The organism is Rhizobium sp. AC27/96 (assembly GCF_001692325.1).
Lineage (GTDB): Bacteria > Pseudomonadota > Alphaproteobacteria > Rhizobiales > Rhizobiaceae > Rhizobium.
In genome coordinates this window covers 191,171-211,185 of record NZ_LXKN01000058.1, presented here as the reverse complement: position 1 = coordinate 211,185, position 20,015 = coordinate 191,171, and the positions used below count along the sequence as shown (strand labels likewise).

24 protein-coding genes are annotated in these 20,015 nt (G+C 59.8%); 10 read left to right on the top strand and 14 right to left on the bottom strand.

Annotated elements, in window-relative coordinates:
• Positions 1–618, top strand: coding sequence for a TetR/AcrR family transcriptional regulator (locus A6U86_RS28775; protein ID WP_068398640.1), 618 nt, complete (start codon positions 1–3; stop codon positions 616–618).
• 54 nt (positions 619–672) lie between these two features.
• Complete coding sequence (locus tag A6U86_RS28770) at positions 673–1,887, top strand: MFS transporter (protein WP_068398637.1); 1,215 nt, start codon at positions 673–675, stop codon at positions 1,885–1,887.
• On the opposite strand, the gene A6U86_RS28765 is transcribed toward A6U86_RS28770, so the two are convergent.
• Both A6U86_RS28765 and A6U86_RS28760 read right to left on the bottom strand, forming a co-directional pair.
• Positions 1,888–3,135: an NAD(P)/FAD-dependent oxidoreductase gene (locus tag A6U86_RS28765; RefSeq protein ID WP_068398634.1), complete on the bottom strand. Its 1,248-nt coding sequence runs from the start codon at positions 3,133–3,135 to the stop codon at positions 1,888–1,890.
• Positions 3,136–3,143: 8 nt separating this feature from the next.
• Complete coding sequence (locus A6U86_RS28760; RefSeq protein WP_068398631.1) at positions 3,144–3,560, bottom strand: helix-turn-helix domain-containing protein; 417 nt, start codon at positions 3,558–3,560, stop codon at positions 3,144–3,146.
• A 137-nt stretch (positions 3,561–3,697) separates the two neighbouring features.
• Between A6U86_RS28760 and A6U86_RS28755 the strand changes: the two genes are divergently transcribed.
• Positions 3,698–4,585 carry an SDR family oxidoreductase gene (locus A6U86_RS28755; RefSeq protein WP_068398629.1) on the top strand — a complete coding sequence of 296 codons (888 nt, stop codon included), beginning with the start codon at positions 3,698–3,700 and terminating at the stop codon, positions 4,583–4,585.
• A 176-nt stretch (positions 4,586–4,761) separates the two neighbouring features.
• Here A6U86_RS28755 and A6U86_RS28750 read toward each other — a convergent pair whose 3' ends face one another.
• The 3 genes from A6U86_RS28750 to A6U86_RS28740 all read right to left on the bottom strand — a co-directional run bounded on the left by A6U86_RS28750 (position 4,762) and on the right by A6U86_RS28740 (position 7,417).
• Complete coding sequence (locus A6U86_RS28750; protein WP_141683835.1) at positions 4,762–5,214, bottom strand: hypothetical protein; 453 nt, start codon at positions 5,212–5,214, stop codon at positions 4,762–4,764.
• A gap of 157 nt (positions 5,215–5,371) precedes the next feature.
• Complete coding sequence (locus A6U86_RS28745) at positions 5,372–6,124, bottom strand: pyridoxine 5'-phosphate synthase (RefSeq protein ID WP_068398623.1); 753 nt, start codon at positions 6,122–6,124, stop codon at positions 5,372–5,374.
• 165 nt (positions 6,125–6,289) lie between these two features.
• Positions 6,290–7,417, bottom strand: coding sequence for an ATP-dependent RecD-like DNA helicase (locus A6U86_RS28740; protein WP_068398620.1), 1,128 nt, complete (start codon positions 7,415–7,417; stop codon positions 6,290–6,292).
• 152 nt (positions 7,418–7,569) lie between these two features.
• Here A6U86_RS28740 and A6U86_RS28735 point away from each other — a divergent pair, with 152 nt between their 5' ends.
• The 4 genes from A6U86_RS28735 (at position 7,570) to A6U86_RS28720 (ending at position 9,643) form a co-directional block, all read left to right on the top strand.
• Entirely contained in the window at positions 7,570–7,950 is a 381-nt protein-coding gene (locus A6U86_RS28735) for a hypothetical protein (RefSeq protein WP_068398617.1), read from the top strand.
• Positions 7,934–8,488, top strand: a complete 555-nt coding sequence (locus A6U86_RS28730) for an RNA polymerase sigma factor (RefSeq protein WP_068398613.1) — start codon at positions 7,934–7,936, stop codon at positions 8,486–8,488. Before A6U86_RS28735 ends, A6U86_RS28730 begins: the two co-directional genes overlap by 17 nt.
• The gene (locus tag A6U86_RS28725) at positions 8,485–9,288 is read left to right on the top strand and encodes an anti-sigma factor (protein ID WP_068398611.1); all 804 of its coding nucleotides are present in this window, start codon (positions 8,485–8,487) and stop codon (positions 9,286–9,288) included. Before A6U86_RS28730 ends, A6U86_RS28725 begins: the two co-directional genes overlap by 4 nt.
• Before the next feature lie 64 nt (positions 9,289–9,352).
• Entirely contained in the window at positions 9,353–9,643 is a 291-nt protein-coding gene (locus tag A6U86_RS28720) for a hypothetical protein (RefSeq protein ID WP_068398609.1), read from the top strand.
• Positions 9,644–9,704: 61 nt separating this feature from the next.
• Here the strand turns inward: A6U86_RS28720 and A6U86_RS28715 are convergent, their stop codons facing one another.
• The 4 genes from A6U86_RS28715 to nthA form a co-directional block, all read right to left on the bottom strand.
• Positions 9,705–10,289: a DUF4304 domain-containing protein gene (locus A6U86_RS28715; RefSeq protein WP_068398606.1), complete on the bottom strand. Its 585-nt coding sequence runs from the start codon at positions 10,287–10,289 to the stop codon at positions 9,705–9,707.
• 120 nt (positions 10,290–10,409) lie between these two features.
• Positions 10,410–10,781: a nitrile hydratase accessory protein gene (locus A6U86_RS28710; RefSeq protein WP_068398603.1), complete on the bottom strand. Its 372-nt coding sequence runs from the start codon at positions 10,779–10,781 to the stop codon at positions 10,410–10,412.
• Positions 10,768–11,427, bottom strand: a complete 660-nt coding sequence (nthB, locus tag A6U86_RS28705; RefSeq protein ID WP_068398601.1) for a nitrile hydratase subunit beta — start codon at positions 11,425–11,427, stop codon at positions 10,768–10,770. The genes A6U86_RS28710 and nthB overlap by 14 nt, the downstream gene beginning before the upstream one ends.
• Entirely contained in the window at positions 11,424–12,053 is a 630-nt protein-coding gene (gene nthA, locus A6U86_RS28700; protein ID WP_068398936.1) for a nitrile hydratase subunit alpha, read from the bottom strand. The genes nthB and nthA overlap by 4 nt, the downstream gene beginning before the upstream one ends.
• Before the next feature lie 136 nt (positions 12,054–12,189).
• Between nthA and A6U86_RS28695 the strand changes: the two genes are divergently transcribed.
• Both A6U86_RS28695 and A6U86_RS28690 read left to right on the top strand, forming a co-directional pair.
• Positions 12,190–13,479, top strand: coding sequence for an SDR family oxidoreductase (locus tag A6U86_RS28695; protein WP_068398598.1), 1,290 nt, complete (start codon positions 12,190–12,192; stop codon positions 13,477–13,479).
• A 2-nt stretch (positions 13,480–13,481) separates the two neighbouring features.
• Positions 13,482–13,958, top strand: coding sequence for a DUF2269 domain-containing protein (locus tag A6U86_RS28690; RefSeq protein ID WP_068398934.1), 477 nt, complete (start codon positions 13,482–13,484; stop codon positions 13,956–13,958).
• On the opposite strand, the gene A6U86_RS28685 is transcribed toward A6U86_RS28690, so the two are convergent.
• Entirely contained in the window at positions 13,950–14,543 is a 594-nt protein-coding gene (locus A6U86_RS28685; protein WP_068398595.1) for a LysE family translocator, read from the bottom strand. The genes A6U86_RS28690 and A6U86_RS28685 overlap by 9 nt on opposite strands.
• 213 nt (positions 14,544–14,756) lie before the next feature.
• Between A6U86_RS28685 and A6U86_RS28680 the strand changes: the two genes are divergently transcribed.
• Positions 14,757–15,605 (top strand): aldo/keto reductase, encoded by an 849-nt coding sequence (locus A6U86_RS28680; RefSeq protein WP_275507333.1) that lies wholly within the window; start codon positions 14,757–14,759, stop codon positions 15,603–15,605.
• Between the two features lie 103 nt (positions 15,606–15,708).
• Here the strand turns inward: A6U86_RS28680 and A6U86_RS34990 are convergent, their stop codons facing one another.
• From A6U86_RS34990 to A6U86_RS28665, 4 genes are all read right to left on the bottom strand, one after another.
• A complete protein-coding gene (locus tag A6U86_RS34990; protein ID WP_083197012.1) occupies positions 15,709–16,077 on the bottom strand; it encodes a hypothetical protein in 369 nt (122 codons plus the stop codon).
• Between the two features lie 264 nt (positions 16,078–16,341).
• The gene (locus A6U86_RS28675; protein WP_083197011.1) at positions 16,342–17,379 is read right to left on the bottom strand and encodes a capsular biosynthesis protein; all 1,038 of its coding nucleotides are present in this window, start codon (positions 17,377–17,379) and stop codon (positions 16,342–16,344) included.
• A 92-nt stretch (positions 17,380–17,471) separates the two neighbouring features.
• Entirely contained in the window at positions 17,472–18,044 is a 573-nt protein-coding gene (gene ilvN, locus A6U86_RS28670; RefSeq protein ID WP_047633834.1) for an acetolactate synthase small subunit, read from the bottom strand.
• A gap of 85 nt (positions 18,045–18,129) precedes the next feature.
• A complete protein-coding gene (locus A6U86_RS28665) occupies positions 18,130–19,923 on the bottom strand; it encodes an acetolactate synthase 3 large subunit (RefSeq protein ID WP_068398588.1) in 1,794 nt (597 codons plus the stop codon).
• Positions 19,924–20,015: the final 92 nt, after the last annotated feature.

Here is a 20,015-nt window from a genome sequence, read left to right as displayed (position 1 = left end):
ATGACAACGGACACCATCGATATCGCGCCGAAACTTCGCGGCCGCCCCAGGGAATTCGACATGGACGCAGCGCTCGACGAAGCGCTGCGGGTCTTTTCCGAGCGCGGCTATTACGCCGCCTCAATCAGCGAATTGACCGAGGCCATGGGTCTGACTGCGGGCAGCGTCTACAAGGCCTTCGGCGACAAGCGCGGCGTCTTCCTCGCCGCCTTCGATCGCTATCGCCATGTGCGCCAGCACATGCTTGACGACTGCATTGCTGCCGCGCCCAATGGATACGAAAAGCTGCGTGCGTTGATGACATTCTTCGCCGGATCATCATGGGGCGACATTGGCCGCAGGGGCTGCCTCGCCGTCGGTAGCGCCACCGAGCTTGCCCTTTTTGACGATGACGTCGCCAAGCGTATCGGCGTGGCCTTCGACTTTGACGAACGGCGCATTCTCGATCTGATCCGCCTCGGACAGGAGGATGGCTCCATCCCGAAGCATGTCGACGCCGAGAGCACCGCCTGCGCGATCCTCTCCCTCACCAAAGGCATGCGGGTGGTCGGAAAGACCGGCCGCACGCAAGAACACATGTTTGCCGCCGCCGAAGCGGCCATGAAACTACTGAACTGATTTTTCATCGAAATTTCGGGGAGCACGCTCCCAAGCCCCCATCGAGGACAAGACATGCCTGCAACTGCTGCCGCCAGACGGGAGAGCATACCGCTCCCGGAGAAGACCATTTCGCCATTGATGACCTTCATGTTCGCCGCCGCCTGCGGGCTGGTGGCTGCCAATATCTACTATGGTCAACCGCTCGCTGGCCCCATCAGCCAATCGCTTGGCTTCTCCCCAGCCGCGACCGGCCTAATCGTGACGCTGACACAGATCGGCTACGGCCTTGGCCTGCTCCTGATCGTGCCGCTTGGCGACCTGCTCGAAAACCGGAAGCTGGTGCTGATGCTGGTGGCGCTTGCCGCCCTCGCCCTTATCGGCGCTGCCTTCGCCTCCTCCCCGTCGCTGTTCCTGCTGGCTTCGCTCTGCATCGGCCTGGCATCCGTCTCCGTCCAAGTCCTGGTGCCCTTCGCGGCCCATATGGCACCTGACGCCAGCCGTGGCGCGGTCGTCGGCAACGTCATGAGCGGCCTGCTCTGCGGCATCATGCTGGCCCGCCCGGCAGCGAGCTTTCTCTCCGAGCTTCTTTCATGGCACGCGGTCTACATCATCTCCGCCGCGATCATGATCGGCCTCGCCGTCATCCTGCGCGTCGCGCTGCCAACGCGTGTGCCGCACACCAAGCTGCACTACGGCCAGCTGCTCTCTTCCATGGGCCATCTCGCCCTGAATACGCCGGTGCTGCAGCGGCGCGCACTCTATCAGGCCTGCATGTTCGCCGCCTTCAGCCTTTTCTGGACGACGACGCCCCTGCTGCTGGCGAGCCCGGCCTTCGGCCTGACGCAGAACGGCATCGCGCTCTTTGCATTGGCAGGTGCCGCCGGCGCGGTCGCCTCACCCATCGCGGGCCGGGTTGCCGATCGTGGCTGGACGAAGCTCGCCACCGCCTTCGCCATGGTGCTCGCCATAGTCGCCTTCTTTATCGGCCATGTCTCAGGCGGCGGTTCGCTGCTGGCACTGATCACGCTGACGCTCTCCGGCATCATGCTCGATTTCGGCGTGCAGACCAATCTCGTGCTTGGCCAACGCGCCATCTTCGCGCTCAGCGCCGAGCATCGCAGCCGCCTGAACGGCCTCTATATGGCAACCTTCTTTGGCGGCGGCGCCATCGGTTCGGCGCTCGGCGGCTGGGCCTATGCGTCAGGCGGCTGGAACCTCGCCTCCTGGTTTGGCATCGCCTTCCCGGTGATTGCGCTGCTGGCTTTCCTGACCGAGCGCAAGAACTGATCAGGACGGCTGCGGAACAACATTCCGCAGCCAGTCGCATTCACTGAGGCCGGCCGCCGCAAATGGATCGACCAGCGTGCCGGAAACGATCGCAGCCAGGATCTGCGGTGCCGGCGGCACCTTGGCGATAGTCGCGACCAGCCGGTCGCGGACCCAGGCCAAGGCAGCCGAATCCGACTGGTAGAATGGCGTGAATGCCAGCGACAGCAGCTGGAACAGCCGCACATGCATTCGCCGCGCTCTCGCATAGGCGGAGAATGCCGCTTCAATAGTCTCGTAGCTCGCAAGCGCATGCGCCAGCGCCGCCACATCAAGCAGTGCCATATTTGCACCCTGCCCGAGCTGCGGGCTGGTGGAATGTGCGGCATCGCCGACGAAAACCGTTCGCCCGCTATAGGGTAGCCTCAGAGTTCGATGGGCATAGCGCGCCAGCGTCAATTGCTCCCAATCCGTGATCTGCGCAAGCAATGGCTCGCATTCCGGCCAGTAACCACGGACGGTCCGCTTCCAGCGGTCGAGCCCGCGCCTGCGGACCTCGTCGGCATCACCGACCTTCAGACTCCAGAACAACGCCGCCTGCTTCGGCATTTCAGGCTTTCGGCTGCCAACCGGCAAAACACCGATCATCACACTCGCCTTATCATAACGCTGCGTCAGCGCCGCCTGATCCACCAGACCATCAGGACAATCGAGCGTCGCCCAGAAGGCGCCGTAGACGAGATTTCGCACGCGCGGCGCCGCCGGCGAAGCCGCCACCAGTTCGGATCGCGCGCCACTGGCATCGATCACAAGATCATAGGGTCCAAGCCGCTCGCCACCTTCGACTGAAAGATAGCTGCGGCCCCCTTCTTCTGTCACGGCGACGACTTTCTGCCCCGTAAAGATCGGATGTCTTCGGGCGGAGACTTCGTCATAGAGCGTATCGAACAGCGCTGCGCGATGGACGCCAAGTCCATAACGGCCACCCGGCAGCGCATTGTAGCGCACGTCGAGAACGGTGCGACCACGGGTGGTTTCCGTGCCGAACAAGCGATCGATACGGTTGCCGGCGGCATGAATGGCGGGACCGAGCCCGAGCGTTTCAAGCACGGTCAATCCCGTCGGCTGCAGCATCAGCGCCGAGCCGACCGCCGCAGGGCTGTCGAAACGTTCAATGATATCCGTCGTATGACCGGCGCGCGTGAGAAAGAGAGAGGCGGCGAGACCGGCAGGTCCGGCGCCGACGATGGCGATCTTCAAAGGCTTCACGGCAAGGCTCAGTCCGGCGATTGATCGAAACGGACGCGTGCTGCGCGCACGGCCTCATGATTGGCCTCCGCCCAGTTCAAAAGCATGGCCAGCGGCTCATACAGCGAACGGCCGAGATCGGTCATGCTGTATTCGACGCTTGGCGGCTTGGTTGGGAAAACCTCGCGGTCGACATAGCCATCGCGCTGCAGGTCGCGCAGCGTCTGCGTCAGCATGCGCTGGGAAATATCAGGTACAAGGCGTCGCAACTCGCCGAAACGGTAGGGCCGCTTTGCCAATGTTTCGAGAAGCAGCACCGACCATTTGCCGCCGATCTGAGAGATCAGATCGCGCACCGGACAATTGGAGAAATCGAGATTGCTGAGATCGACGTCGCGCAACGGCGGATCTATGCTGCGCAGATTGACGACGGTGCTGGCGCTCATGCCGGTTCCCTTTTGGTAACGTTGAGCTAAAAAACTGCCTCCTTTACAGGTCGAAGTCAAACACCAATGTAGTGCTAGTCTCTTTTTGAGAGCAACCAACCTCTGCAAGTCCGCGGCGGTCAAACAAGGATAAAGTCATGAGCAGCACTCTTCTCGTCACCGGTGCCGCAGGCCAGCTCGGCCAGCGCGTCATTCATCACCTGCTGGAGACATATAAGGTCGCCCCCGGCCGCATCGTCGCTGCCACGCGTAGCCCCGAGAAGCTGGCCGACCTCGCTGCCAAGGGCGTCATCACCCGCAAGGCCGATTTCGACGATGCTGCCAGCCTGAGCGATGCTTTTGCCGGTGTCGACCGGCTGCTGATCATCAGCACCGACGCGCTTGCCGTTCCCGGCCTGCGCCTGAAGCAGCACACGGCTGCCGTCGAAGCTGCGAAGAAGGCCGGCGTGAAGCACATCCTCTACACCTCCATGCCGGCACCGGAAGGTTCGCTCGTCACCTTCGCGCCCGACCATCTCGGCACGGAAAACGCCATCAAGGCCAGCGGCATCGGCTTCACGATCCTGCGCGACGCCTGGTATTTCGACAATTATCTCTTGGGCCTGCCGCATAGCCTCGAAGTTGGCAAGTGGTACACCGCCACCGGCAATGGCCGTGTCAGCAACATCAGCCGCAACGATTGCGCGCTCGCCATCGCCGCCGCTTTGGCTTCCGACACCACGGACAACGCCACCTACACGCTCACCGGCTCGACCGCCTCGACCATCGAAGATGTAGCAAGCGTCGTCAGCAAGATCACCGGCCGTCCGCTCGAAGTCGTACAGGTCAACGACGAACAGTTCGCCGCCGGCCTCACCGGCGCCGGCCTGCCGAAATTCGTGGTCGACATGCTCGTCTCCGCCGACGCCAACACCCGCGCCGGCAATTTCGACATCCTGACGAATGATTTCAACAAGCTGACCGGCAAGGAACCACAGACGCTGCGCAGCTTCGTCGAAGAACACAAGGCCGCATTGCTCGGCTGAGTTTACGGGATAGTCGGGTGAGGCCCGCGTGGCGGTATCGGTTGCGCTCGCCCGACGCATCTTCTTCCTCCCCCCTTGCGGGGAGGAAAATTCTTGCTTTAGTGGGCAAAAAATATCGCCAGTTTGCTTGGAGCATCCAGGCCGTCGAACATAGTCAGGCTTTTGCCATCCGCAACTTATTCCTGGAAAAAGCTCAGTTGGTAATCCCCGAGCTCTTCCTTGTCGTCAGGCCTAGCAAATTGCACCACGAATTTTCGATCCGGAAACTGCCACTGCAGCTTTGCTGCATAGATTTCCGTCATTCGCTCACCCAGAAGAATAAGCTTATCGCTGGATATATCAGCACATTCCGAATGCTGAATGTCGGCAAGATGAAGATGGTTCATAACCCATTCAACAGATTGTCGAGTTGCACCCGGACCACCGTCAAAAGATCTCAGACTTTCCTCGGAAAAACCGGCCATCAAGATATATTCCCGATGCTCGACGAACCGTGGCCAAAATATCGAGGAATATCCCACAGCAAGTGAAAAGCTGCCGACGCAGCCAGTCCACGTATCGATGCCGATACCACGACCATTGTTCCACTCAGCCAATTCCGGCTTCATGCTTTCAGGAATCTCTGTCACCGCATTCCTCCAACTTTCCCGAACTGCGGATGAACCAGCCTTTTATTGTAACCAATTCGATGCTCACTGCCCTGCAGAGGGGCTGACCGGTTCGTGGGCACTCTTACCCCACAAATCGCTCAATCGGACCTGTCGTCTTATGGAAGGTTGCCGCTGATTAGACCACCTGCCCGCAAGCGCGGCGGAAGCGCCGCACCGTTTCGGCCATGCCATATTCCAGCGCATCGGCGGTCAGCCCATGGCCGATCGAGGTTTCGGCGAGCTTCGGAATGCGCTTCACGAGCGCCGGCAGGTTGGCAACCGTCAGGTCGTGACCGGCGTTGACGTCAAGGCCGTTGGCGAAGGCGGCGTCGGCTGTTTTGCCGAGCGCTTCGAGAATGACGGCCGCCTTCTGCGAATCATCATAGCAACCGCCGTAAGGGCCGGTGTAAAGCTCGATGCGATCGGCGCCGACTTCCCTGGCGATTTTTACAGCGTCAGCATCACCATCGCCATCGGCAAACAACGACACGCGACAGCCGATCTTCTTGTATTGGGCAACCACATCGACCAGCAGGTCGCGGTTCTTGCGGAAATCCCAGCCGTGATCCGATGTCGCCTGTGTGGGATCGTCCGGCACCAGCGTCACCTGCTCCGGCTCTGCCGAAGCACACAGATCGAAGAATTCATCGGACGGATAGCCCTCGATATTGAATTCGGCCTCCGGAAACTCGTCATCGATCAGCGCGCGGATTTCGGGCAGATCGGAGAAGCGGACATGACGCTGGTCAGGCCGCGGATGCACCGTGAGACCGCTCGCGCCCGCCGCAAGCGCAATACGACCGAGCCCCGTGACGCTCGGCCAGGGAAGGTCACGCCGGTTGCGCAGCATAGCGATGGCATTGAGGTTCACGGAAAGCTTGACGGGCATGATCGAAATCCCTGATTTTCAGACCGGATGGTAGCGCCGTTTTATGCCATTATGGCCAGCAAAACCAACGAGATTCCGACATCAACCCATGCAAAACTTTGATGGGCGTTCGGCACATCCGTCACCACTCGGTGACAGATAGGCCGCAACACCTCAAGCGCGATGTTATCGGACGATCGTCAGCGTCTCGGCGGCGCGGGTGATAGCCGTATAAAGCCAGCGTTCACGCGTATCGCGGAACGCCCAGCTTTCATCGAACAGCACCACATTGTTCCACTGCGAGCCCTGCGCCTTGTGCACTGTCAGCGCATAGCCGTAATCGAACTCGTCATAGCGTTTACGGGTCGACCACGGGATCTCGCCCTCGACATCCTCGAAGGCCTGCTTCAGCAGCTTGATCTTCGCCGCACCCCTGTCCATGTCGTCGTCTTCCGGCCGGATCAGGAGGTTGATGCCGGGCTTCGTCGTTTCCTTGGAAGAGGTCATTACCTGCCAGAGCGAACCGTTGAGCAGGCCCTTGGCGGGGTCATTGCGCAGACAGACGAGCTTGTCGCCGGATTGCGGATATTCGGTCGAAAAGCCCTTGAGTTCGCGCAGGCGCTGATTGTAGCGCTTGCGGGTGCGGTTGGTGCCGACGAGCACCTGATCCGCCTCCATGACCAGGGCCTGCGTGACCTCATTCTTCGAAATCACCTGCGCCGTGCCGTAATCTCCGTGCATGATCTCCTTGCCTTCACGCACATGCATGGCGAGTTGGATGATCGGGTTGTCGCGGGCCTGGCGGTGAATATCCGTCAGCAGATAATCCGGCTCCTGATCGGTGAAGAAGCCACCGCCCGAGATCGGCGGCAACTGGCCGGGGTCGCCAAGCACGAGGATCGGCGTACCGAAACTCATCAGATCCTTGCCGAGCGCCTCGTCCACCATCGAGCATTCGTCGACAATGATCAGCGCAGCCTTCGCAACCGGGCTCTGGCGGTTGATCGTGAACATCGGCGCAATTGAAGTCTTGCCGGTTTCCTCGTCCTCGACGGATTCTTCGCCGCGCGGACGATAGATCAGCGAATGGATTGTTTTGGCATTGCTGGCTCCGCGCGAACGCAGCACCTGCGCCGCCTTGCCGGTGAAGGCCGCAAACAGGACTTCGCCATCGACATGCTCGGCAAAATGCCGTGCAAGTGTCGTCTTGCCCGTGCCGGCATAGCCGAACAGGCGAAACAGCGGGGAGCGCCCTTCCTTCAGCCATTTGGCAACGGCCTTGAGCGCTTCATCTTGTTGTGGCGCAAATTGCATCGGTCGACTTGGCAGGATTCGGTCTCCGGACGCAAGCCGTAAAAAACATGCCCGCGGCCGGGAATAAAATAAGAACGGAGCGTGTCTCACATCCGGCAGCGCAGAATGCGAGGCCTGGACGGATATGCGTCCATCACCCGAGGAGAGATATCATGAAGACCGTGACATTCCTGGCGGCGCTTGCCGCCGCATCCGCCTTTGCCACAGTCGCCTTCGCCGCTGCGCCGGTGAAGACAGTCGACAGCGCCAAGGGCAAGGTCCTTGCCGGCGAAAACGGCATGACGCTTTACACCTTCAAGAACGACAAGTCGGGTGAATCCAATTGCAACGGCGATTGCGCAAAGGCATGGCCGCCGTTGATGGCCGATGACAAGGCCAAGGCGGAAGGTGCATATTCCGTCATCACCCGCAAGGACGGGATGAAACAGTGGGCAAAGGACGGCATGCCGCTCTATTTCTTCGTCAAGGACGCAAAGGCCGGCGACGTCGCCGGCGATGGCTTTAAGGGCGTATGGGATGTCGCAAAGCCCTGAGGGGACAGGAAAGGGCGCGGCGGCGACAGCCTCCGCGCCCGATAGTTTCGAGGCGGAGGTGCTGACGCTCCTCCCCTCGCTGCGACGCTATTCGCGCAGTCTCACGCGCTCCGACGCCGACGGCGAGGACCTGTTGCAGGACTGCGTGGAAAAGGTGTTGACGCGACGCGACCAGTGGCGCGGGCTGAACCTGCGCGGCTGGGTTCTCACCATCATGACCAACCTCTATCGCAACGGATTGCGCCAGCAGGGCAACCGCAGCTTCGTCGACATCGACGACAATAATCATCTGCATGCGACCGAAACGGATAATGACCCGCTGGAACGCTCGCGGCTGGAGACAGCCCTCAATAGCCTGAGCGAGGAGTATCGCGCAGTGCTGATGCTCGTCGTCGTCGAAGGCTACAGCTATCAGGATGTCGCCGACATGCTGGATATCCCGATCGGCACCGTCATGTCGCGCCTGTCTCGCGCACGCCAGAAGATGACCAGCCTGATGAGCGCCGACAATGTCATTACGCTTCGGAGGCCAAAATGACCGAACGCAACCCCACCGTGACCGAAGCGGATCTCCACGCCTTTGCCGACGGCCAGCTGCCGCCGGAAAGACAGGCACAGATGGAGGCATGGCTTGCCGAAAATCCCAAAGACGCCGCCACCGTCGCCGCATGGCAGGCCCAGAGCGATGGTATCAGGGCCTTGTTCGCACCCTATGGGATCTCCATGGAGGGCGATGCGGATCTGATCGCAAGAGGCAAAAGAGCTCTACCTGAAGACAAGGCTGCTCCACATAAATTTCGCCGGCTAATTATGTTTGCGGCCTCGCTGGCGCTCTTTCTCGCCGGCGCCGTGGCCGGCCATTTCGGTCCGGACCTGTTTGCAAGACCCGAATTGCAACTGACCGCCATGGAAGCATGGCCGCAACAGGCGCATTCGGCCTTCATCGTCTATGCGAGCGAAGTGCGCCATCCCGTCGAAGTCGGCGCGGATCAGGAAGCGCATCTCGCCACATGGCTCGGCAAGCGCATGAATGTTGCCGGCCTCAAGGTGCCGAGCCTGCAGGTACTTGGCTTCCAGCTGGTTGGCGGCAGGCTGCTACCGATCAACGGCACGCCGGGCGCCATGTTCATGTATGAAAATGCCAGCGGCCAACGCCTGACCGTGCTTGTCGGGCACAACAACGCTAACACGACGACCAGCTTCCGCTTCGCCAGCAACGGTGACGTCGAGACCTTCTACTGGATCGATGGCAGCCTCGGTTACACCGTCACCGGCGAAATCTCCCGCGAGATGCTTCAGCGGGTTGCGGACGAATGCTACAAGCAATTCTCGTCTTAGGCACAGCCAAGTCATTCTATTGAAGTCTGAATTGTTTGCTATTCAATCGTAAGGGCCATCTGTCATGCGAATATCGGAGAATATTCTGGCACTGGTCGACAGGCTTTTCCAAGCTCAAGCAACATGGCCGGAACTTATCAAACAGATAAGGGCTGAATCGGGGGCGGATTTGTTTACAGCCCAGAAGATCGCGCTTTCACATCAAGGTTGGCGGCGATTATGCAACCAGCGCATCAATCGTGATCGCGATTGCCGAAAGCAGGCGATCGGCCACATCAAACATTATGGTCCAAATTCGCTGATCACATTGTCAATAAATGAAACGCTCGCCATTGACGAGCCTCCGGCGGATTAACCGTGAGGGAGGCATGCGACCAGCAGTCCTCATCCTACGAATCGTCGCGGCGTTATGAGCTTCAGAGCGCAATGCCATTCTTGATCGCCCAGGCAGTAAAGTGCGCTTTGGCCGCGGGCCTGCCCTCTATTGCCTCTTTTAACCGCCGGGTTGCTTCCTCCTTGTCACCGGCAAGCAAAACTGCGCTTGCTGACAGCACAGACGGACTATCCCGGAGGGCGGCAGCGATATGCGACAAGTCGCGGTGAGATTCGAGCCAAGGCATGCCGAAGGACCTCATCTTTTCCACAAGATCATCGGAGATCGAATTCAGGTTCGAACCTGCTTCAATTGTCCACCAATGGTCGCGGCCATACGCGAGGGTCCCCAGTCTTTCGCGTACCGTCGAATCCATTTCTCTCGGCTTTCCGCTGATCGGGGTCTGCCCTGCAAGAGAGGCAACCGCCGCGAAATAAATGCCGAGATTGATCGTAAACTTTCCACTTTCACCGAAATTCCCGCTGCTCGCCTGTACGTTGACGATCAACCAGTTTTCACCATCGGCCCGATGCCAATTGCGTCCGGATTTTCTAAATTCGTGTGCCTTCAGCAGATCCGCAAATCCAAGTTTGATAACCTCGTCGATGCTGTGGGCAATGTCGCTCATGGAATCTCTCTCAAATATCTTTCGCCGATGAAACGGATCAAGGATTTCAGGGACAAGCCGTATCACCGCATCTTAGCATTCCCTCTTGGCGGCACCACAATCCATGCGCTCGCACTTTCGTCAGCGCTGCGGATCGTTTTCCAAGACGATCGGCTTGCCGTGCGGCGTAGCCTCCGCCGCGCGCTGCCAGCTTCTCTGCAGATCAGCAATCACATCCGCATCCGCGATACCTTTGGCCACCAGCAGGCCGGAAAGCGCCGCCACCCAGCAATCGAAATAATCGCTGCCGTCAGGCGCACGACCCGGCTTGTGCAACTCGGCCGAAAGCCGTTCTGCCCATTCGCTCCACGCAAACAGGCCTTTCTCATGCAGATGCACGGTCATGGCGAAGGCTTCGGCAGCCCAAGGCTCCGGAAAAACCGGTTCGCCATCGACAGATTTCGGCAGCTCCGGTGACTGCGCCAGCGGCGAAGCGACCTCACACGCGCTCAAGATAGCTCTCCCAGACGTCGATGGAGATCGTCAGCGAGGGATCGGCGCCCTCACCCCAGATTTCCAGACCATCGAAGACGACTGTGTAAACCCATTGCGGATTCTCGCCGCGGCCATGGGCATTGTCGTCCGGAAAGACAAAGGAGCCCTGCACCGCCTCGATGACACCGGTCTTGGCCCGAGCATATCGCGGCAGCCTTGTATGGCCGGTCGGATTGAAATTCCTCGTACGCACGCGATCGCCGGCGGAAAACAGCGGTGGCGTATCGACGGGCCGGTCACAGGGGCCACCCTTGGCAAGCACCGCATCGACCATATCGGCCTTCAAAACCCGCTTCGGCGCTCGTCCCTGCTGCTGGGAATGGCCGGTTTGAAGCTCCGCGGCCGTGGCAAAACCATGCCGCTCCAGCAGCGTATCGATGCCCCTCGTCCAGATTTCATAGTAGCTGGCGGCGAGATAGTCTGATGGCGGAATGTTCTCACGCGCATGCCGGCTCTCGTCAATGTTCCAGGCGCCGAAAGCGCCGCAGGAGAGCGTGATGCCGAGCGCGCGCTTTTCCCATTCGGCATGGAAATACGGTTCGTTCTGTTCCGGTGCGACCGGGCCGAAACCCATCTGCCCGCCGAGATCGTGCGGCCCGTTCATAGCGCTGCCTCCGGGGATCTCGCGAGCGCCGTTCCGATCATCGCATCGCGGCTGACGAGATCGGCCAAATCAACCTCGTCCAGGTCTTCGGAACCGGCAGGCCGCTGCGGGATGACCAGATAACGCAGCTCCGCCGTCGAATCCCAGACGCGGACCTTGGTTTCCTGTGGCAATGCCAGACCAAACTCGGCCAGCACCCCACGTGGATCGATGACGGCGCGCGAACGATAGGCCGGCGCCTTGTACCAGACGGGCGGCAGCCCGAGCACGGACCATGGGTAACAGGAGCAAAGCGTGCAGACGACCAGATTATGAGTCTCCGGCGTATTGAACACGGCGCGCATATGCTCGCCCTGTCGGCCAGTGAAACCGAGGCTCGCGATTGCAGCCGTCGCATCGCGCCGCAGCCAGTCGGCAAAGGCAGGGTCGTTCCAGGCTTTTGCCACTACCTGCGCCCCGTTGCGCGGCCCGACCTTCGTCTCATAGGTCTCGACGATCCGGTCGATCGCAGCCGGATCGATCAACCCCTTTTCCGTCAGCAGCGTCTCCAAAGCCTTCACGCGCGCCTGCATGTCGGAATAGCTGTTATCATGGTCATGATGATGGTCGTCGTCATGATCGTGCATCATGGATCTCCCTGTGGCCGAGACTCGAATTTAAGCCCTCGCCAGGCAGCAGCCAAGCCTCTTCTTTATCGTTTCAAGCGCGCCCAGATGCCGCAACCCGCTACCTTTGCTTGCCCTTTTGGCTAGTCTGCCCTCCATGAACATTCTGATTCTCGGTGCAACTGGTTTCATTGGGTCTGTAGTCGCGGCGCGTCTCCGCGCCGAGGGGCATCTCGTTACAGGCATTGCCCGCAATCCCGGCCGGTCACGGATCAAATATCCGTCAACCGCCTGGATCAAAGCCGATCTGGCGACGATGACTGATCCTTCGAGCTGGCAGGCGCTATTAAGCGGCCACCAGGTCGTCATCAATTGCGCCGGCGCGCTTCAGGACGGGCTTTCGGACGATCTGGCCGCCACACAGGAAAAAGCGATGCGCGCCCTTTATGTCGCGGCGAAACAATCGGCGATCGACCTTATCGTCCAGATTTCGGCGCGCACCGATGGCAGCGGCAAACAGCAACCGTTCCTCGCGACGAAACGCAACGCCGATGAAGCCCTTGCGGCCAGCGGGCTCAACCATGTGATCCTGCGACCAGCCCTCGTTCTCGGCCGCAATGCGCATGGTGGTACGGCCCTCCTTCGGGCGCTTGCCGCCATGCCCTTTGTCTTGCCGCTCATCCATGCCCAGAGCCCGATGGAAACAATCTCGGTCGACGACATCGCAGCGACCGTTTCAAAGGCGATCGACGGTCAGTTTCCATCCGGCGCCGATATCGATCTTACCAATGACGATGCGCTGACGCTCCGCGAACTGGTGGCACTTCATCGAAACTGGCTCGGCCTGGCGCCCGTGCCGGTCGTGGCGATATCGGCCAGCCTCGCAAGGCCGATCACCTGGGCCGCCGATATCGCCGGTCGGCTCGGATGGCGCTCTCCACTCCGCTCGACCGCGATGGCGGTGATGTCGGAAGGCGTTCTAAGCCGTCGGAGCGCGCAAAACCGCCTCAGCCAGCGCCTGGCGACAACGGCGGAGATACTCGATGCCAATCCTTCCGGCATTCAGGATGTGTGGACCGCCCGTCTTTATGTGCTGAAGCCCCTGATGATCGTGGGCCTGGCGCTATTCTGGATAGCGTCTGGAATCGTGCCTCTATTGGCCCCGATCACCGCAAGCCGTCATTTCCTGCCCTTCATGTCGCAAGACATGGCAATGGCACTGACGATCACCACCTGCTTTATCGATATCGCCCTCGGCATGCTGATCCTGATGCGGCCATCCGCACATATGGCTCTGTACGGCATGCTCTCAATCACACTTGCCTATCTCGTCGGCGGTACAGCACTTGAGCCGACCCTTTGGCTCGATCCGCTGGGACCGCTTGTCAAAGTCCTGCCGTCGATCCTGCTGACGATTGCCACGCTTGCGACATTGGAGGAACGCTGATGCTGCCGGAGGAAATTCTTCGTCTCGCGCATGTCGTCGGCGCCACGGTGCTTCTGGGCACCGGCGCCGGCATTGCCTTCTTCATGGTCATGGCGCATCGCACCGGAGATCCCAAGCTCATTGCACATGTCGCCGGAACGGTCGTCATTGCCGACACGATTTTCACCGCAACGGCTGCCATTTTCCAGCCGATAACCGGCTATCTCCTGGCACAATCGATCGGATGGTCGCTTCAGGAGGGATGGATCGCCCTCTCCCTGCTGCTCTACATTCTGACGGGCATTTTCTGGTTGCCGGTCGTCTGGATACAGATCCGGCTTCGCAATCTCGCCCGTTCGGCATCAGCAGCAGAATTGCCTCTGCCTGCAGCCTATCACCAGCTCTACCGCATCTGGTTTGCCTGCGGCTTTCCCGCATTCTTTTCAGTGATCGGAATATTCTGGCTGATGCTCAACAAACCATCCATAGCACTACTTTAGCATCGGCCAGAGACTGAGTACCAGCAGCACCGCCATGGTGATGTTGAACCATTTCAGCCGAACCGGAACCGACAGCCAGTCTCGCAGGGCCGAACCGAAGCCGGCCCAGGTCGAGACGCTTGGAACATTCACCGCTGCAAAGGCCAGGCCGACCACCAGCACGCTGAAGAGATAGAGTTGCTCATTGGTATAGGTCGCCATGGCGGTGACGGCCATTACCCACGCCTTGGGATTGACCCATTGAAAGGCCGCGGCACTGAGGAAGCTCATCGGCTGCGCATTGCTTTCACTCTCACTCAGGCTGCGCGACGTGCCGATCTTCCAGGCGATCCAGACGAGATAGGCCCCGCCGGCGAATTTCAGCACGGTATAGAGCAGCGGTACGGTGTGCAGAACCGCGCCCAATCCCAATCCAACAGCAATCAGCAGCACAAAGAAGCCGACGCCAATGCCGAGCATATGCGGGACGGTGCGCCGGAAGCCGAAATTAACGCCGGATGTAAACAGCATCATATTGTTCGGCCCCGGCGTGATCGAGGTCGTGAATGCAAACAGAAGAAGAGCCAGAAATGTATCCAGCGCCATGCAGCCTCCCCGGACACCGTATGTGACAAAGGGCGGCATCCAAAATTTTTCTCAATAGATATTGTCCACGCGCGGATAAACCGACGCATGCCTGAGGCGACATTAATTCGCGCCAAATCCGAAAGCCATAGGGCGATTGTCACGGTGACATCAGTACTGTCGATTGAAAAGCGGCAGAATGAACCTATCCTTCGCTCCTAGAAGTGAGGACATATCATGCGAGACCCGATTCCCACCGTCACTCTCCCCTCCGGCATTGCCGTTCCCGCGCTTGGCCAGGGTACGTGGAACATGGGCGACAATGCCACCAGTGCCCGGGATGAGATCACCAGCCTGAAAACCGGGCTTGATCTCGGCATGACGCTGATCGACACCGCCGAAATGTATGCTGATGGTGGCTCAGAAGAAATCGTCGGGCAGGCCATAGAAGGTCGGCGCGACGAGGTTTTTCTCGTGAGCAAGGTCTATCCTGCCAATGCAAGCCTCAAAGGCGCCGTGCAAGCCTGCGAGCGCAGCCTAAGGCGCCTGAAGACCGATCGCATTGATCTTTACCTGCTGCATTGGCGCGGCAATCATCCGCTGGAAGAAACGGTGGAAGCCTTCGAAAACCTCAAGGCCGCGGGCAAGATCGAGGCCTGGGGCGTGTCGAATTTCGACGTCGACGATATGGATGAACTACTCTCGGTGCCGAACGGCGGCAATGTCGCGGCCAATCAGGTGCTCTACAATCTGGCCCGGCGCGGCATCGAATATGATCTGCTGCCCTGGTGCCAGGAGCGCAGCATTCCGATCATGGCCTATTCCCCCATTGAACAGGGCCGCCTGCTCGACCATCCGGATTTGATCCACATCGCCAAGACCTATCAGGCCACGCCCGCCCAGGTCGCGCTTGCCTTCCTGCTGGAACGCGACGGCGTGATGGCCATTCCGAAATCCTCGAACCCGCAGCGCATCGAGGAAAATCGCGGCTGCATTGACCTCGACATTACCGACGAGGATTGGGCCGTGCTCGATGCCGCTTTCCCGCCGCCATCGCGAAAGAAGTCGTTGGACATGCTGTAGGCTGTGTAGACGAAATCAACGTAGCGTCGCACCCAAACTGACCAAGCCGTCTTGCGAGGTACAGCTAGCAAGTTTTTCGATTGAGAATACTGTGAGAGCGCCGTTACCGAGGTTGCCAGCCCGGCGCGTTTTCCAAAACGGGTGGCCAATGCGGCTCGTGCTCGTGATCGGCCCACGGTGGATCAACTACATAGTCCGGGTCGCAATACTGACGAAGCCATTGAGCGGCACGCTCCTCGCAGTATCGGGAGTTCAAAGGGGCTCCTTCCTCATTTAACTCCATGTTGTTCGTAAAAACGGTGAAAAGTGTTTCCATTGCACTAGGTTCATGGAGCACTTCCGAATAATCCACGCCCTCAAGCAACGGGTATCCAACCGAACCGTTCGCAATCCAAAGGGAAAATCTAGCTATTGCTCCGCGAAGATCGGGATGCATCCGGCGAGGCTTACCCTCTTCTTTTAAGCTATCCATTCATACCCTCCATCTTTCGCGCATTTAAAAAACACCTCTCTCGATCTGAGAGGTCAAGCAACACCTGTCGTCTGGAAAAAAATGCCTCCGATGTCCCATTGGCAATAGGCGAGCGCACTTTCTCTGCGGCTGGTGTGATGGGAAGGTTGGCAGCTCCATTCGCAAATTGCTTTCCCGAAAGCAGTAAGTCGCAAACCTTCCATGACAATCGGTGTCCTTGAATAGGAGATGCATGTCTTATCGGTCGAAGACTATGTTCGGGACCTAGCCAAGAGCCGCCGCCTTCTGCTGCGCGACGATCAGTTCGATGGCCTCGAAGACGTCGATCTCTCGCCAGTCGGTCGGATCGCGATAGGTCGGATAAAGCGAAAAGGCGGCAGCAGCGATCTGATCGACGGTCCGCAGCTTCGTGCGCCTGCCTGCCAGCACCGCCTTGGTGTAGACGCCATAGTGATCCTGCGTTACGCCCCAGCCGGCATAGAATGGCGCGGCATAGCAGCGGACCGGAAGCCCGCGCAGCAACGCATCGAAACCGAACTGGCTGGAGACTGTCCAGACCTCGTCGACAACTTCGAGGATCGAGGCCACGGATACGGCATCGTCGACCAGCACTGCATCCCCCTTTGCGGCATCTGCGGTCAGATATCCCTTGCGAAGTCCGGCCATGACATCGGGATGGGTGCGGATCAGGCATTGCGCGCCGCTTGCCAGCCCATCGGCCAACATCTTCTTGAAAGAAGCTTCCGAACCGAGCGCCCTGCCGACCGACACATCCCCGACCACCTGATCGACCAGCAGGATGCGGCGCTTGCCCGTCCGTTCGATCCGGGGCGGTCGATGCGGCAAATGATTGTATTTCGATAGCCTGTTGAAAACGATCTGCTCTCGAATGGCTGCTCCGAGAGCACCCGCATCGGCGGCGCCCTCTATGAGACGCTCAAGGCGCGACGGCCTGCTGGCATCGACGGGCAGGCCGAGATCGTCAATCACGATGGAAAGCGGAATGGCCCCAGCCTTGCCGAGGCCGACGGAACGGAGAAAACCGTCCTCCAGATACCAGTGCGGCAGGTGACGAAACCGGGCAATCGTCGCCGCCGTCTTGGCCGATATGCGGCCACTCCAAGAAACGATGCCGCCTATGCCGGGCGAGACAACCGAGGCAAGCCTCTGCTTCCGGAAATATTGGTTGAGCCAGGGAAAATCATTGCGCACGAAGAAGGCGGCGCCGAGCCGCATGTCCGCCGGCGGATGCCAGGGCCTTTCGCCGATATCGGGAAAAATCTCGCCAGCGACGGCCGCCACCTCTGCTACCCCCGTATAAATCAAGCCGTCGATCGGCCCGAACGTCGCAAAGGCTAGGCGACGCCCGCAAGCCGGTCAATGACAGAGGGTCGTTACATCCCCTGCGAGCCGCGATTCATCGCTGCGATGCCGGTACGGCAGACTTCGATCAGGCCCAGCGGCTTGATGATGGCGATGAACTGATCGATCTTCGAGGACTTGCCGGTGATCTCGAGAATGAAGTGCTCGACGGTTGCGTCCACCACCTTGGCATGGAAGGCGTCGGCCAGCCGCAGCGTTTCGGCGCGGGTTTCGCCGCTTCCGGTCACCTTCAGCAGCGCCACTTCGCGCTCGATCGGCCGCTCTTGGCCGAGTTCGCGGGCGCGCACGGTCAGATCGACCACACGGTGAACGGGAACGATACGCTCAAGCTGTGCCTTGATCTGCTCGAGCACCTGCGGCGTGCCACGCGTGACGACGGTGATGCGCGACAGATGTGCCTGATGTTCGGTTTCGGAAACCGTGAGGCTTTCGATGTTGTAGCCCCGGCCGGAAAAGAGGCCGATGACGCGGGCGAGAACGCCAGGCTCGTTGTCGACAAGCACCGAAAGCGTATGGCTCTCCGCCGCCGCAGTTTCGGGCGAAATGAAATAGGCGGAGCCCGTGGGTTGAAGGTGTGCGTTCATTATCCTTGTTCCGTTTCCTCGGTTCTTGTTCGGTCTGCCAGCAAGATCGGACGGGGCGCAGCTCCTGCCGCGCCCCGGTTACCGATCAAACGAGCTGACGACCCTTGGCGTCGATGGCGTTGGCAACGGCCTCGTCGGTGGCTTCGTCCGGCAACAGCATCTCGTTATGCGCCTTGCCCGAGGGGATCATCGGGAAGCAATTGGCGAGATTGGCGACGCGGCAATCGAAAATCACCGGCTTGTCGACGTCGATCATCTCCTGGATCATGGCATCGAGATCACCAGGTTTTTCGCAGCGCAGGCCGACAGCGCCATAGGCTTCGGCCAGTTTGACGAAATCGGGCATCGCTTCCGTATAGGAGTTGGACAGGCGGTTGCCATGCAGCAACTGCTGCCACTGGCGAACCATGCCCATGTACTGGTTGTTCAGGATGAAGATCTTGATCGGCGCATTGTGCTGGATCGCGGCCGACATTTCCTGAATGCACATCTGGATCGAGGCATCGCCGGCAATGTCGATGACCAGGCTTTCCGGATGAGCGATCTGAACGCCGAGCGCCGCCGGCAGGCCATAGCCCATGGTGCCGAGGCCGCCCGAGGTCATCCAGCGGTTCGGCTGTTCGAAACCGTAGAACTGCGCCGCCCACATCTGGTGCTGGCCGACTTCGGTGGTGATGTAGGTGTCGCGATGCTTCGTCAGCTCGTAAAGACGCTGGATCGCATATTGCGGCATGATGACATCGTTGCTCGGCTTGTAGGCGAAGGAGTTGCGCGCACGCCAGCGGGCAATATCCGCCCACCAGTCGCCAAGACGTTCCGCAGCCGGCTTCTGCGGCAGCGCCCGCCACAAGCGAACCATGTCTTCCAGAACATTGCCGACATCGCCGAGGATGCCGATATCGACGTGAACGTTCTTGTTGATCGACGACGGGTCGATGTCGATGTGGATCTTCTTCGAATTCGGCGAGAAGGCATTGAGGCGGCCGGTAATACGGTCGTCGAAGCGCGCGCCGATACAGACCATAACGTCGCAATCATGCATCGCCATGTTGGCCTCGTAGGAGCCGTGCATGCCCAGCATGCCGAGCCAGTTCTTGCCCGATGCCGGGTAAGCACCGAGGCCCATCAGCGTCGAGGTGATCGGGAAGCCAGTCAGCTCGACCAATTCGCGCAGCAGCTTGGAAGCTTCCGGGCCCGAATTGACGACACCACCGCCGGAATAGATGACCGGCTGGCGCGCATTCTTCATCAACTCGATGGCCTGGTTGATCTTGTTGAGATCGCCCTGAACCTTCGGCTGATAGCTCTTCTGTGCATCATGCGCTTCCGGCGGCGTATAGGTGCCGGTGGCGAACTGAACATCCTTCGGGATATCGACAACGACCGGGCCTGGGCGGCCTGATTGCGCGATGCGGAAGGCTTCATGGATGACGGCGGCGAGCTGATTGACGTCCTTGACCAGCCAGTTGTGCTTGGTGCACGGCCTGGTGATGCCGACCGTATCGCATTCCTGGAAGGCATCCGAGCCGATCAGCGACGTCGGAACCTGGCCGGTCAGGCAGACCAGCGGGATCGAGTCCATCAGGGCATCCTGCAGCGGCGTGACGGCATTGGTCGCGCCGGGCCCGGAGGTAACCAGCATAACGCCGACCTTACCGGTGGAGCGGGCATAGCCTTCGGCCGCGTGGCCGGCGCCCTGCTCGTGGCGAACCAGAATGTGCTGGATGTCGTCCTGCTGGAAAATCTCGTCGTAGATCGGAAGCACCGCGCCGCCCGGATAACCGAAGATGTGTTCGACGCCATTGTCCTTGAGCGCCTGCAACACGATCTCCGCGCCTGTCATTCGATTGCCGCTCGCCTGATTATCTGTGCCGGTCATACGTTTGTTCCGCTGTCTACTGGAGGTTTGGAAGGATGAAATCTCAATTTCGGGCATAAAAAAAGGCCCCTTAGGGAGCCTGTCATCTAGCG

Bases quoted from the DNA above. Each gene is read 5' to 3' on its own strand.
- A6U86_RS28775 (WP_068398640.1), top strand. From the start codon at position 1: ATGACAACGGACACCATCGATATCGCGCCGAAACTTCGCGGCCGCCCC.
- A6U86_RS28695 (WP_068398598.1), top strand. From the start codon at position 12,190: ATGAACATTCTGATTCTCGGTGCAACTGGTTTCATTGGGTCTGTAGTC.
- A6U86_RS28760 (WP_068398631.1), bottom strand. From the start codon at position 3,560: ATGAGCGCCAGCACCGTCGTCAATCTGCGCAGCATAGATCCGCCGTTG.
- ilvN (WP_047633834.1), bottom strand. From the start codon at position 18,044: ATGAACGCACACCTTCAACCCACGGGCTCCGCCTATTTCATTTCGCCC.
- A6U86_RS28730 (WP_068398613.1), top strand. From the start codon at position 7,934: ATGTCGCAAAGCCCTGAGGGGACAGGAAAGGGCGCGGCGGCGACAGCC.
- A6U86_RS28755 (WP_068398629.1), top strand. From the start codon at position 3,698: ATGAGCAGCACTCTTCTCGTCACCGGTGCCGCAGGCCAGCTCGGCCAG.
- A6U86_RS28665 (WP_068398588.1), bottom strand. From the start codon at position 19,923: ATGACCGGCACAGATAATCAGGCGAGCGGCAATCGAATGACAGGCGCG.
- A6U86_RS28735 (WP_068398617.1), top strand. From the start codon at position 7,570: ATGAAGACCGTGACATTCCTGGCGGCGCTTGCCGCCGCATCCGCCTTT.
- nthB (WP_068398601.1), bottom strand. From the start codon at position 11,427: ATGAACGGGCCGCACGATCTCGGCGGGCAGATGGGTTTCGGCCCGGTC.
- A6U86_RS34990 (WP_083197012.1), bottom strand. From the start codon at position 16,077: ATGGATAGCTTAAAAGAAGAGGGTAAGCCTCGCCGGATGCATCCCGAT.
- A6U86_RS28725 (WP_068398611.1), top strand. From the start codon at position 8,485: ATGACCGAACGCAACCCCACCGTGACCGAAGCGGATCTCCACGCCTTT.
- nthA (WP_068398936.1), bottom strand. From the start codon at position 12,053: ATGCACGATCATGACGACGACCATCATCATGACCATGATAACAGCTAT.
- A6U86_RS28685 (WP_068398595.1), bottom strand. From the start codon at position 14,543: ATGGCGCTGGATACATTTCTGGCTCTTCTTCTGTTTGCATTCACGACC.
- A6U86_RS28740 (WP_068398620.1), bottom strand. From the start codon at position 7,417: ATGCAATTTGCGCCACAACAAGATGAAGCGCTCAAGGCCGTTGCCAAA.
- A6U86_RS28745 (WP_068398623.1), bottom strand. From the start codon at position 6,124: ATGCCCGTCAAGCTTTCCGTGAACCTCAATGCCATCGCTATGCTGCGC.
- A6U86_RS28770 (WP_068398637.1), top strand. From the start codon at position 673: ATGCCTGCAACTGCTGCCGCCAGACGGGAGAGCATACCGCTCCCGGAG.
- A6U86_RS28715 (WP_068398606.1), bottom strand. From the start codon at position 10,289: ATGAGCGACATTGCCCACAGCATCGACGAGGTTATCAAACTTGGATTT.
- A6U86_RS28720 (WP_068398609.1), top strand. From the start codon at position 9,353: ATGCGAATATCGGAGAATATTCTGGCACTGGTCGACAGGCTTTTCCAA.